The sequence below is a fragment of the Franzmannia qiaohouensis genome (assembly GCF_031451695.1).
Classification (GTDB): Bacteria; Pseudomonadota; Gammaproteobacteria; order Pseudomonadales; family Halomonadaceae; genus Franzmannia; species Franzmannia qiaohouensis.
The window spans coordinates 193,343-205,561 of sequence record NZ_JARWAM010000002.1 but is presented as its reverse complement, the minus strand read 5'-3'; the positions used below and the strand labels follow the sequence as shown (position 1 = coordinate 205,561).

9 protein-coding genes are annotated in these 12,219 nt (G+C 67.5%); 6 read left to right on the top strand and 3 right to left on the bottom strand.

The window, feature by feature from the left end:
* The first annotated feature begins 114 nt into the window (after positions 1–114).
* Entirely contained in the window at positions 115–789 is a 675-nt protein-coding gene (locus QC821_RS03130) for a zinc metallopeptidase (protein WP_309716850.1), read from the top strand.
* 78 nt (positions 790–867) lie between these two features.
* Here the strand turns inward: QC821_RS03130 and cmoB are convergent, their stop codons facing one another.
* From cmoB to cmoA, 3 genes are read right to left on the bottom strand one after another with little or no spacing between them, the layout of a single operon-like run.
* Positions 868–1,854, bottom strand: coding sequence for a tRNA 5-methoxyuridine(34)/uridine 5-oxyacetic acid(34) synthase CmoB (gene cmoB / locus QC821_RS03125; protein WP_309716847.1), 987 nt, complete (start codon positions 1,852–1,854; stop codon positions 868–870).
* Between the two features lie 25 nt (positions 1,855–1,879).
* Positions 1,880–3,310, bottom strand: coding sequence for a phospholipase D-like domain-containing protein (locus QC821_RS03120; RefSeq protein ID WP_309716845.1), 1,431 nt, complete (start codon positions 3,308–3,310; stop codon positions 1,880–1,882).
* A 24-nt stretch (positions 3,311–3,334) separates the two neighbouring features.
* On the bottom strand, positions 3,335–4,075 hold the full coding sequence (gene cmoA / locus QC821_RS03115; RefSeq protein WP_309716842.1) for a carboxy-S-adenosyl-L-methionine synthase CmoA: 741 nt from the start codon (positions 4,073–4,075) through the stop codon (positions 3,335–3,337).
* A gap of 105 nt (positions 4,076–4,180) precedes the next feature.
* Between cmoA and pgi the strand changes: the two genes are divergently transcribed.
* The 5 genes from pgi (at position 4,181) to serB (ending at position 12,197) form a co-directional block, all read left to right on the top strand.
* Entirely contained in the window at positions 4,181–5,884 is a 1,704-nt protein-coding gene (gene pgi / locus QC821_RS03110; RefSeq protein ID WP_309716839.1) for a glucose-6-phosphate isomerase, read from the top strand.
* 28 nt (positions 5,885–5,912) lie between these two features.
* Positions 5,913–6,569, top strand: coding sequence for a YqiA/YcfP family alpha/beta fold hydrolase (locus tag QC821_RS03105; RefSeq protein ID WP_309716836.1), 657 nt, complete (start codon positions 5,913–5,915; stop codon positions 6,567–6,569).
* Between the two features lie 12 nt (positions 6,570–6,581).
* Positions 6,582–8,462 carry a DNA topoisomerase IV subunit B gene (parE, locus tag QC821_RS03100; RefSeq protein ID WP_309716833.1) on the top strand — a complete coding sequence of 627 codons (1,881 nt, stop codon included), beginning with the start codon at positions 6,582–6,584 and terminating at the stop codon, positions 8,460–8,462.
* Between the two features lie 256 nt (positions 8,463–8,718).
* Complete coding sequence (parC, locus tag QC821_RS03095; RefSeq protein ID WP_309716831.1) at positions 8,719–10,971, top strand: DNA topoisomerase IV subunit A; 2,253 nt, start codon at positions 8,719–8,721, stop codon at positions 10,969–10,971.
* On the top strand, positions 10,968–12,197 hold the full coding sequence (gene serB / locus QC821_RS03090) for a phosphoserine phosphatase SerB (protein WP_309716828.1): 1,230 nt from the start codon (positions 10,968–10,970) through the stop codon (positions 12,195–12,197). Before parC ends, serB begins: the two co-directional genes overlap by 4 nt.
* The last annotated feature ends 22 nt before the right edge of the window (positions 12,198–12,219 follow it).

Genomic DNA, 12,219 nt, shown 5'->3' with positions numbered 1-12,219 from the left:
CGGTATGTGGCTGGCTTTTAAACGCGAATAATTATTGTTTGTTTTGTGGCGCGCGTCAAGCCTGGGGCCGGCGAGCCTCGAGCGGTCGATCGAGGGTAGAGGAGTAATAGCGGTATGCTGATCATTGCACTGGTACTGGTGGCGGCTGTGTTCATCCTGCCCAACTACTGGGCCAAATGGGTGCTGAATCGCCACGCTCGGCAGCGCAGCGATTATCCCGGCAGCGGCGGTGAGCTGGCCAGGCATCTGCTCGAGCGGCTGGGCATCGAGGGGGTGGAAGTGGAGGTCACCGAGTATGGCGATCACTACGACCCTGCCGCGCGGCGGGTGCGGCTGTCGCCGGAACACTATGAGGGGCGCTCGCTGACCGCGGTGACGGTGGCTGCCCATGAGGTGGGGCATGCCATCCAGCACGCCCGCGGCTACACGCCGCTGCTGGCGCGCACGCGGCTGGTGGGGGTTGCCCAGCAGGCCGAGAAGCTCGGCGCGGTACTGATGATGGCCGCGCCCTTCCTGTTCATCCTCACCCGACTGCCCGGCGGCATGCTGATCGTGGTACTGGCGGCGCTGATCAGTTTCGGTACCGCGGCGCTGGTGCATCTGATCACGCTGCCGGTGGAGTTCGACGCCAGCTTCCAGCGCGCGCTGCCGCTGCTCAAGCAGTATATCCCACCCTACGACATGCCTGCCGCCCGCCACGTGCTGACCGCCTGCGCCTTCACCTATGTGGCGGCTTCACTGGCCAGCATCCTCAATCTGGGTAGATGGCTGGTGATCCTTAGGCGCTAGCCTTCCCTCTCCCACTTTGCTCCCGTACTTGCGTTGAGCGAGGGGCGCCGGCGGATCAGCCTCGAGCGATGCTGTTCTCTACTGCGGCCGGTTGGCGATCACCACCGCGCGGCGCGGCGCCGGGTAGCCCTCGCGGGTGCGGGTGGGGTCGTCGGGGTCGAGGAAGTCGGCCAGCGATTGGAAGGTCATCCAGTCGGTGCTGCGCTGCTCGTCGCTGCTGGTGACCGCTTCGTCGACGACGCGCACGTTACTGAAGCCGCAGCGCTCGAGCCACTGGCAGAGTGCCGCGGAGGAGGGCAGGAAGTAGACGTTGGGCATCGCCGCATAGCGCTCCCCGGGCAGCAGTACGGTGGTGGCGTCGCCCTCCACCACCAGGGTCTCCAGCACCAGCTCGCCACCGGGGCGCAGGGCATCCTTCAGCTGCTGCAAGTGCTCCAGCGGGGCGGGGCGATGGTAGAGCACCCCCATCGAAAACACCGTATCGAAGAACGCCAGGCGTTCGGGTACCTCCTCGATGCCGACCGGCAGGAAGTGGGTGCGCCCACCGTCGGCGTCGCCAACGAAGTGACGCACCGCCTGGAACTGGTAGAAGAAGCGCGGCGAGGGGTCGATCACCAGCACGAAGGCTGCCCCGGCGCCGGCCATGCGCCAGGCGTGATAGCCGCTGCCGCCGCCGACGTCGAGCACGCGTCGGCTGCGCAGGTCGGCAAGGTGCGGGACGAGGCGCTGCCACTTCCAGTCCGAGCGCCACTCGGTATCGATATGAATGCCGGCCAGCCGATAGGGGCCCTTGCGCCACGGCATCAGCTTGCGCAGCAGGTTCTCGCACTGGCGACGCTGGCTGTCGCTGAGGGCGAGCTCGACGCTGACGGTATCGGCATCCAGCGTCACCTCGCGCGTCTCGGGCAGCGCCGGCAGCTTGGCGACGGCTTTGTCCCAGGCCGGCAGGTCGCCGTAGCGCTGGCGGTCGAGGCCGCTTGCCAGCTGCTCGGGCAGGCGCGCCAGCCAGGTATCCAGGCCCTGGTCGACGAAGGCGTGATAGAGCTCTCGGTGGGGGTGGGGCATGGGGTTCTCGCTGTCTTGCACGTGACTAGAAGGTGCACCAGCCGCTGGCTTCCATCAGCCGATACTGCCAGTAGCGGCGTCGCGAGGCATCAAGGTACGCCTCGGGGTTGGTACTGAAGTGTTCGGCGGCGGTGTTGTGCCAGTGACGTTCGAAGGCCTCGCGGGCCGCTGCGATGATCGGATCGTCGGCATTGGCGACCAGCTCGAGATCGGCCTCGAAGTTGAGGTCGTCGAGGCTGCGCCGGGTGTAGTTGGCCGAGCCCAGCAGCAGTCGCGCCGGGCGCTCGCTGGCGTGGCGCAGCAGCACCTTGCTATGCGCCTGCTCGCCGTGGGTATCGCTCCAGCGCAGCTGGATGCCGGCGGCCACCAGATCGCTGGCCGCCTGGCGGTTGGGCATGCCGCTGCCCGAGACGCCGAAGGCGTGGTGGTTGGGGTCGAGCAGCACCCGCACCTCAACGCCCCGCGCCACGGCCCTGGCCAGCGCAGCAATCACGCCGCGGTGGGAGAGGTAGAGCACCTCGATATCGAGCCGCTCGCCGGCGTGGGCATCATCGATGATCGCCAGCAGGGTGCGCTTGATGGCGCCCTCGCTGAGCAGCCGCAGGCGCGGGGTATGGCGACTAGCGTTGGTGTCGCTGACCCTCGGCTGGGCGTGGCCGATGGTGACGCCGCTGCGGGCGGCGATCTCGCGCTCTGAGGCGAGCAGGTCGAGGGCCACGTCGCCGGAGACGCGCAGCGCCACGTCACGGTAGTCGCTGCTGCCGTCGTCGGCGTTGGCGGAGCTGACCATGGCGGTCCAGCGCTCCCCTTCGTCGACCACCAGCGTCTTGCGGTGGTTGGCGTTGAGGTTGAGCAGCGTCAGGTAGCTGCGCAGGCCGACCTTGCCGGGACCCAAGGGGTTGGGCAGCCAGCCGCCGCGGGACGAGTTGCCGAGCCAGCGCAGGCCTAGGCGCCACAGCGCGGTCCAACTCGGGTTGGGGTCGCGGCCGATGGTCAGATCGGTCGTCGCCACGCGGATGCCGGCCGCTTCGAGCTGGCGGTGATGGCTCAGCTCGCGTCCGCCGTAGACGGCGTTGATGGGGTCGGTGATGACCACCATCTCGACCTCGGGACACGCCCGTTTGCGTGCCAGCAGGGCATCGCGCAGCGCCACCGATACCTGCCGATGGCAGTCATGGCGGTCGTCGGCGGGGTCGTTGAACTGGAATATATCCAGCACCACCAGCTTTTCGGCCTGGCCGATCAGGCGAAACATCTCGTCGAAGATCTGCTGGCGGCAGTGGCGCTGGCCGTTGGCGTCGACAAAAGTCTCGTCGAGCAGCAGCTGTGGGGCGATCGGTTCACGCCATGGCGCCTCGACGCCGAGGCCGGGGGGCAGCGGCTTGCGCGAGTGCCACCAGGCCGTGGCCACATAGAGCGTCAGCGCGATAGCCGCCAGCCCGATCCAGGCACTCATGACATCCCTCTCATGGCCAGCTCCTCACGGCTTGAAGGCGATCAGCGAGGCGAAGTTGAGGTACTGGAACCACACCTGGCTGCGTGCGAAGCCGGCGCGGGCCAGGCGTGCCTGGTGAGCGTCGAGGGTGTCGGGGACCAGCACGTTCTCCAGGGCGTTGCGCTTCTGGCTGATCTCCAGGTCGCTGTAGCCGTTGGCACGCTTGAAATCGTGATAGCGCTCCACCAGCCAGGCGTTGTCCTGCTCGTCCTCGGCGACGATCTTCTCGGATAGCACCAGCACACCACCGGGCTCGAGGGCCGCGTAGAGCGCGGCGATCACCGCATCGCGGTCGGTGGGGGGCAGGAACTGCAGGGTGAAGTTGAGCACCACCATGCCCGACGGCCGGTAGTCGAGGTGGCGGATATCGCCCTCGACGACCTCGATGCAGTGCTCGGGAGACTCGCTGGCAAGCGTCTCCCGGGCACGGGCCACCATGGCCGGCGACAGGTCGACGCCGGTCAGGCTGAAGGCCTCGGGGGGTAGGCGGCCGGCCAGGGCCAGACCCACTGCGCCCAGCGAGCAGCCCAGGTCGTAGACGTGGGCGCCGTGGCGCAGGTGGCGCTCGGCGATCACGCCCAGCATGCCGAGGATCTGGCCGTAGCCCGGCACCGAGCGGCGGATCATGTCGGGAAAACAGGCCACCACCCGTTCATCGAAGGAGAAGCGCGCCAGCCGATCCAGGGGTGTCGAAAAGATGGCGTCACGGTAAGATGCATCACTCATGGCGTTGCTGCAGGTCCGGACCAAGGTTCGAGCATTTTACGCGCCGCGACGCCAGGCTGCACGAATCCACGGCGCCGTGCGCGGCACCGATCAGGGAGAGAGAGGATGAATCAGGAAGATCGCATCGATCAGAGCGGCGCCTGGCAGGCGCTGGAGCGCCACGCCGGCCAGATGCGAGACGTACATCTGCGCGAGCTGTTTGCCACTCAAGGGCGCTTTGCGCGCTTCAGTCGCGAGGCCGCGGGGCTGATGCTGGATCTTTCCAAGCAGCGCTGGAGCGACGAGACCTTTGCGCTGCTGCTGGCACTGGCCCGCGAGGCCGAGGTGCCCCAAGCGATTACCCGGCTGCTCGACGGCGAGCGCGTCAACCGCTCCGAGGATCGCCCGGCGCTGCACACCGCGCTGCGCCTGCCGGAGAGTGCGCGCCTCGAGGTCGAGGGCGAAGACCTGGTGCCGGCGGTGCACGCCACCCTGGAGCAGATGCAGCGCATGGTCGACAAGCTGCATGCCGGCCAGTGGCGCGGCGCCACCGGCAAGGCGATCAGCGACGTGGTCAATCTCGGCGTGGGGGGCTCGGATCTGGGGCCGCTGATGGTCACCCACGCGCTGGCCGACTACCGCCCCGAGGGCGTGCACGAGGTGCAGGTGCACTTCGCCTCGACCATGGATGGCTCCCAGTTGGCCGACTATCTGTCGCGGCTCAACCCCGAGACCACGCTGTTCGTGCTGTCGTCCAAGTCGTTCACCACCATCGATACGCTGTCCAACGCACGCACCGCCCGCGACTGGCTCTACGCCCGGCTGGTATGCAGCCGCAGTGATGCCGGCAACGGCGCGGCGGCCGAGATCGACCGCGCGCTGGTGATGCGCCAGCACTTCATCGGCGTCTCGGCGAGCCCCGACAAGATGAGCGAATGGGGCATCGCCGCGGCCAACCAGCTGGAGTTCTGGGAGTGGGTCGGGGGACGCTACTCGCTGTGGGGGGCGATCGGCCTGCCCATCGCGCTGGTGGTGGGCATGGACAACTTCCGCGCACTGCTGGATGGCGCCCACGCCATGGATCGGCATTTCCGCGAGGCGCCGCTGGAGGACAACCTGCCGGTGCTGCTGGGGCTGGCAGGCATCTGGAACGTCAACTTCCTGGATATCCGCGCCCACTCGATCCTGCCCTACGACGGCCGCCTGGAGTACTTCGCCGCCTATCTCGAGCAGCTGGAGATGGAGTCCAATGGCAAGTCGGTGACCAACGACGGCCAGGTCACGCCCTATTCCACCTGCCCGGTGCTGTGGGGCCAGCTGGGGCCCAACGCCCAGCACGCCTTCTACCAGCTGCTGCACCAGGGTACCCAGCCGGTGGAGTGCGACTTCATCGCACCGATGCGCCGCTACGATCGGGTCGAGGACGACGCCACCCGTGCCCACCTCAAGGCCCAGCACCGCCTGACCCTGGCCAACTGCTTCGCCCAGTCGCGGCTGCTGATGCTGGGCGACGACGCCATCGACGAGGACGGCCCGCGACCCAGCCACAAGCGCTACCGCGGCAACCAGCCGTCGACCACCCTGCTGCTGGAGCGGCTGTCGCCGGCGACGCTGGGGGCGCTGATCGCCCTCTACGAGCACAAGGTCTTCGTCCAGGCGACGATCTGGGGTATCAATCCCTTCGACCAGTGGGGCGTGGAACTCGGCAAGCAGATTGCCGGCGAGACCGAGCAGATCCTGTCGAGTCATGCGGGCCTCGAGCGCATGGATGACTCCAGCCGCGGGCTGATCGAGGCGCTGTGGGCGGCGGAGCGCAAGGCGGGGCCATGATGCTGTTGATTTGTACAGGAGTTGCGCTATGCTGACGACTGCCGCTGCCATACCGGCGGCGACAGGCGTACTCTACCTGCACGGCTTCAATAGCGGCAGCGGCTCGCCCAAGGCGAAACTGGTGGCGAGTGGCTGTGATGCGCTCGACGCCGGGCCGCTGCCGTGTGCCACGCCGCAGTTGCCGCATCGCCCCAGCCAGGCCTTGGCGCTGGCCGAGTCGCTGCTCGCGACGCTTGGCCCGCAACCGCTGCTGGTGGGCAGTTCGATGGGCGGTTTCCTGGCCAGCTGCCTGGCCGAGCGGCATGAGCTGCGTGCGGTGGTGATCAACCCCGCGGTGCGCCCGGCTGGCCTGGTCGAGGGCTGGCTGGGCGAGGCCTTCGTCAATGAGTATACCGGCGAGCGCTTTACCATCGAGGGCGCGCATCGCGACCAGCTGGCCGAGCTGACCCCGGCACGGCTCGACCCGCGCCGCTACCTGGTGCTGCTGGGCACGGCCGACGAGACCCTGGACCCACGCGATGCGGCCGCCGCCTACCGAGGCGCGGCGATGATCCTGCAGCCGGGGGGCGATCACGGCTTCAGCGCCCTGGGCGAATTTTTGCCGGCGCTGTTTGCCCACGGCGGCCACCGCCTGGCGCCCGAGGCCACGGCGCGACCACGCCTGGACGACGACTTTCACCCATAGCCTGGACGACGCATGACGCAATACAGTGCAAGTTCGATCGAGGTACTCTCTGGCCTCGAACCGGTGCGCAAGCGCCCCGGCATGTATACCGATACCAGCCGGCCCAACCACCTGGCCCAGGAAGTCATCGACAACAGCGTCGACGAGGCGCTCGCCGAGCACGCCCGCGAGATCCGCGTGCGGCTGCTCGACGATGGCGGTATCGAGGTCAGCGACGACGGCCGTGGCATGCCCATCGACGTGCACCCGGAGTACGGCGTCACCGGCATCGAACTGATCCTCACCAAACTGCACTCCGGCGGCAAGTTCTCAGCGTCCAGCTACCGCTTCTCCGGGGGGCTGCACGGGGTAGGGGTGTCGGTGGTCAATGCGCTGTCGACACGCCTCGAGGTCGAGGTGATGCGCGACGGCAACCGTTACTTCATGGCCTTCGAGCATGGCGACAAGGTCGCCGAACTCGAGGTGGTCGGCAGCTGTGCCAAGCGCCTTACCGGCACCCTGGTGCGCTTCTGGCCCGATGTGAGCTATTTCGATAGCCCCAAGCTGTCACTGCCGCGCTTGCAGCACTTGCTGCGCGCCAAGGCGGTGCTCTGCCCGGGGCTCAAGGTTACCTTGGTCGAAGCCGACGGCAGCGAGAGCGAATGGCAGTACGAGGATGGCCTGCGTGACTACCTGGCCCAGGCCACCGATGGCTATGAGGTGCTGCCGAGCTCGCCCTTCGTGGGTCACTACAGCGATGACGAACAGGGCGTCGATTGGGCCATACAGTGGCTGCCCGAGGGCGGCGAGCCGCTCACCGAGAGCTACGTCAACCTGATTCCCACGCCGCTCGGCGGCACCCACGTCAACGGCCTGCGCTCGGGGCTGCTCGAGGCGCTGCGCGAGTTCTGCGACTACCGCAGCCTGCTGCCGCGCGGTGTCAAGCTGACCGCCGACGACCTCTGGGAGCGGGTCTCCTACGTGCTCTCGGTCAAGATGCTCGACCCGCAGTTCGCCGGCCAGACCAAGGAGCGGCTGTCGTCGCGCACCGTGGCGGCATTCGTCGCCGGGGTGGTCAAGGACGCCTTCTCGCTGTGGCTCAACCATCACGTCGACCAGGCCGAAGCGCTGGCTGAACTGGTGATCAGTGCCGCCCAGCGCCGCCAGAAGAGCGCCAAGAAGGTGGCGCGCAAGAAGGTCACCTCGGGCCCGGCGCTGCCCGGCAAGCTGGCCGACTGCTCCGGCCAGGACCCGGTGGCCAGTGAGCTGTTTCTGGTCGAGGGCGACTCCGCCGGCGGCAGCGCCAAGCAGGCCCGAGACCGCGAGACCCAGGCGATCCTGCCGCTGCGCGGCAAGATCCTCAATACCTGGGAAGTCGAGTCCCACGACATCTACGGCTCCCAGGAAGTCCACGACATCGCCGTGGCCATCGGCATCGATCCGGTCAGCGAGGATCTTTCCAAGCTGCGCTATCACAAGATCTGCATCCTCGCCGACGCCGACTCCGACGGGCTGCACATCGCCACGCTGCTGTGTGCGCTGTTCGTGCGCCATTTCCCGGCGCTGGTGGATGCCGGCCATGTGTTCGTCGCCATGCCGCCGCTGTACCGCATCGATCTCGGCAAGGAGGTCTTCTACGCCCTCGACGAGAGCGAGAAGACCGCTACCCTCAAGCGTCTCGAGGGCAAGCGCGGCACGCCCAACGTGCAGCGCTTCAAGGGCCTGGGCGAGATGAGTCCATTGCAGCTGCGCGAAACCACCATGGCCCGCGATACCCGGCGCCTGGTGCAGCTCACCCGCGAGGTCGGCGACGGCACCATGGAGATGATGGACATGCTGCTGGCCAAGAAGCGCGCCGGCGACCGCAAGAACTGGCTGGAAGATTACGGCAACCTGGCCGATATCGAGGTGTAGCGCCGAGCTACAAGCGCCAAGCTTAGCGGCGCCGGGGACAGCTCAAAGGGTAATCTGCCCCGATCTTGCTGGGGCCGTAAGCTGGAAGATACCGAGGCTAGCGGCACCGGGGACAGCTCAAAGAGGAGGTTCTGCGCCATGGATGGCGCAGGGAGCGCCCAGGGATGGGTTTACAGCGCCTCTTCGACGAGCTGTCGCCGGTAAGCCGCGGGTCGAGCAGAAGATGATTCTTGAACCCTGACCAGGGGCTTATCGAATGACCATGGATATCCACGTGGCGGAGGGCGACGTCGAACGTCTCTCACTGCGCGAATACACCGAGAAAGCCTACCTCGACTACTCGATGTACGTGATTCTCGACCGTGCCTTGCCGCATATCGGCGACGGCATGAAACCCGTGCAGCGGCGCATCATCTACGCCATGCGCGAGCTTTCGCTCAACGCCAGTGCCAAGTACAAGAAGTCGGCGCGTACCGTCGGCGACGTGCTCGGCAAGTTCCACCCCCACGGCGACAGCGCCTGCTACGAAGCGATGGTGCTGATGGCCCAGTCGTTCAGCTATCGCTATCCGCTGGTCGACGGCCAGGGCAACTGGGGGAGTCCCGACGATCCCAAGTCGTTTGCCGCCATGCGCTACACCGAGGCGCGGCTGTCGAAGTTCGCCGAGGTGCTGCTCGCCGAGCTCGGCCAGGGCACCGTCGACTGGACGCCCAACTTCGACGGCACCATGAACGAGCCGGTGGTGCTCCCCGCGCGCCTGCCCCATGTGCTGCTCAACGGCGGGACCGGCATCGCGGTAGGCATGGCCACCGATATACCGCCGCACAACGTCAGTGAGGTGGTCGAGGCCACCTGCCATCTGCTGCGCCACCCCGAGGCCTCCACCGCCGAGCTGATGCAGTACCTGCCGGCGCCGGACTTCCCCTCGGCGGCGGAGATCATCACCCCCCGCGACGACCTGGCCAAGCTCTACGAGAGCGGCCGCGGCTCGGTCAAGCTGCGCGCCCGCTACGCGATGGAAGAGAGCAGCATCGTGATCACCGCGCTGCCCTACCAGGTCAGCGGTTCCAAGGTGCTGGAGCAGATCGCCGCGCAGATGCAGGCCAAGAAGCTGCCGATGGTAGCCGATCTGCGCGATGAATCGACCCACGAGGAGCCGACCCGGCTGGTGATCGAACCGCGCTCCAACCGGGTCGACATCGAATCGCTGATGGCGCACCTGTTTGCCACCACCGACCTCGAGAAGAACATTCGCGTCAACATGAACGTGATCGGCCTCGATGGCCGGCCGCGGGTGCTGGCGCTGCCCGCGCTGCTTGGCGAGTGGCTGCGCTTCCGGCGTAGCACGGTGCGTCGCCGCCTCGAGCACCGCCTGGGTAAGGTAGAGGATCGCCTGCACCTCCTCGAGGGCCTGCTCGTCGCCTACCTCAATATCGACGAGGTGATCCGCATCATTCGCGAGGAGGACGCACCCAAGCCGGCGCTGATGGAAGCCTTCGGGCTCAGCGATCGCCAGGCCGAAGCGATCCTCGAGCTGCGGCTGCGCCACCTGGCCAAGCTCGAAGAGTTCAAGATCCGCGGCGAGCAGGACGAGCTGTTGGCCGAGCGCGAGCGTCTTCAGGAACTGCTCGGCAACGATGCCGCCCTGACCGACCTGATCGAGGAGGAGATCCGCGAGGCGGGGCGCGAGCACGGCGATGCGCGGCGCGCGCCGCTGGTCGAGCGCGAGGACGCCAAGGCGCTCTCCGAAGTCGAGCTGCTGGGCGCCGACCCGATCACCGTGGTGCTCTCCGAGAAGGGCTGGATCCGCAGTGCCAAGGGGCATGAGATCGATCCCGAGGGACTCTCCTACAAGTCCGGCGATCGCTTCGCCTTGGCCGCCCGCGGCAAGACCAATCAGCCGCTGGTGCTGCTTGACGACACCGGCCGCGCCTACACCCTGGCCGCCCACAACCTGCCCAGCGCCCGCAGCCAGGGTGAGCCGGTCACCGGCCGGGTCAACGTGGTGGCCGGGGCGCATATGGCAGGGCTGATGCTGGCGCCGCCCGACACGCGCTACCTGCTGGCCTCCGACGGCGGCTACGGGTTCATTGCCTGCCTGGAGGACCTCACCGGCAAGAACAAGGCCGGCAAGGCGGTGCTCAGCCTGCCCAAGGGCTGCAACGTGCTGCCGCCGCAGCTGCTGCCGGCCACCGAGGGCTGCCTGGTGGCAGCGGTGTCCAACGAAGGTCGGCTGCTGGTGTTCGACCTCGACAGCCTGCCGCAGATGGCCAAGGGCAAGGGCAACAAGATGATCGATATTCCCGGCTCGCGCGCTGCGCGACGCGAGGAGTTCGTGCGCGACCTGGTGGTGCTCGGCGCAGGCGATGCGCTGGTGATTCATGCCGGCAAGCGCAAGCTGACCCTCAAGCTCGACGACCTGGCCTACTATCGTGGTGAACGTGGTCGGCGCGGCAGCAAGCTGCCGCGCGGCTTCCAGAAGGTCGATGCACTGGAGGTGTCGGCATGACGCGACGACTCTTGATTCGTGCCACCGGCGCGGCGCGTCCCGGCCAATTGGCCGGCCTCGGCAAGGCGCTGGCCAAGGGGGGCGCACGACTGCTCGACATCAACCAGAGCGTGACCTTCGGGATTCTGTCGCTGGAGGCGCTGGTCGGCATCGAGCGCGACGAGGATCTCGAGGCGCTGCTGGCCGAGAGCGGTGCGGCTCTGGGTCTCGATGTCCAGGCCATCCAGGTATCGGCCGAGGACTATCAGCGCTGGAGCAGCGAGGCCAGCCAGCCACGGCTGATCCTGACGCTGCTGGCGCCACACCTGCCGGCGGGGATTCTCGCCGAGGTGGGCGCGCTGACGGCGGAACACGGCTTGGCCGTCGAGCTGATCCACCGCCTCTCCGGGCGCGAGCCGCTGGACGGCGGCGTGCCCCGCGAGCGTGACAGCATCCAGGGCGCCTGCGTGGAGTGCTGGCTGCGCGGCGAAGAGGTCGACCTCGACGCGCTGCGCGAAAAGGCGCTGGCGCTGGGCGCCATGCACGGCGTCGATATCGCCATACAGGAGGACTCTATCTGGCGCCGCCACCGTCGCCTGGTGTGTTTCGACATGGACTCGACGCTGATCCAGACCGAGGTGATCGACGAACTCGCCCGTCGCCACGGCGTCGGCGACGAGGTTGCCGAGGTCACCGAGCGGGCCATGCGTGGTGAGCTCGACTTCCAGCAGAGCTTTCGCCAGCGCATGGCCAAGCTCAAGGGGCTCGACGAGTCGGTGCTGGCCGAGATCGCCGCCGAACTGCCGCTGATGGACGGCGTCGAGCGCCTGATGGCCCAGCTCAAGCGCCTCGGCTACCGCACCGCGATCCTCTCCGGCGGCTTTACCTACTTTGCCGACTATCTGCAGCAGCGCCTGGGCTTCGATGAGGTACATGCCAACCAGCTGGTGATCGAGGACGGCAAGGTCACCGGCGAGGTGCGCGAGCCGATCCTGGATGCCGATCGCAAGGTCGAGCTGCTGCGCGAGATCGCTGCCCGCGAGGGGCTGGCCATGGAGCAGACCATTGCCGTCGGTGACGGGGCCAACGATCTCAAGATGCTGGCTGCCGCCGGGCTTGGGATCGCCTTTCGCGCCAAGCCGCTGGTGCGCCGCCAGGCGCGCCAGTCGATCTCGACCCTGGGGCTGGATGCGGTGCTCTACCTGATCGGCTATCGACAGATCGACCTGGAAGACGGACACTCCTAGGTGTTTAACGCCCAGCGCACGT

Bases quoted from the DNA above. Each gene is read 5' to 3' on its own strand.
- QC821_RS03130 (WP_309716850.1), top strand. From the start codon at position 115: ATGCTGATCATTGCACTGGTACTGGTGGCGGCTGTGTTCATCCTGCCC.
- cmoB (WP_309716847.1), bottom strand. From the start codon at position 1,854: ATGCCCCACCCCCACCGAGAGCTCTATCACGCCTTCGTCGACCAGGGC.
- QC821_RS03120 (WP_309716845.1), bottom strand. From the start codon at position 3,310: ATGAGTGCCTGGATCGGGCTGGCGGCTATCGCGCTGACGCTCTATGTG.
- cmoA (WP_309716842.1), bottom strand. From the start codon at position 4,075: ATGAGTGATGCATCTTACCGTGACGCCATCTTTTCGACACCCCTGGAT.
- pgi (WP_309716839.1), top strand. From the start codon at position 4,181: ATGAATCAGGAAGATCGCATCGATCAGAGCGGCGCCTGGCAGGCGCTG.
- QC821_RS03105 (WP_309716836.1), top strand. From the start codon at position 5,913: ATGCTGACGACTGCCGCTGCCATACCGGCGGCGACAGGCGTACTCTAC.
- parE (WP_309716833.1), top strand. From the start codon at position 6,582: ATGACGCAATACAGTGCAAGTTCGATCGAGGTACTCTCTGGCCTCGAA.
- parC (WP_309716831.1), top strand. From the start codon at position 8,719: ATGACCATGGATATCCACGTGGCGGAGGGCGACGTCGAACGTCTCTCA.
- serB (WP_309716828.1), top strand. From the start codon at position 10,968: ATGACGCGACGACTCTTGATTCGTGCCACCGGCGCGGCGCGTCCCGGC.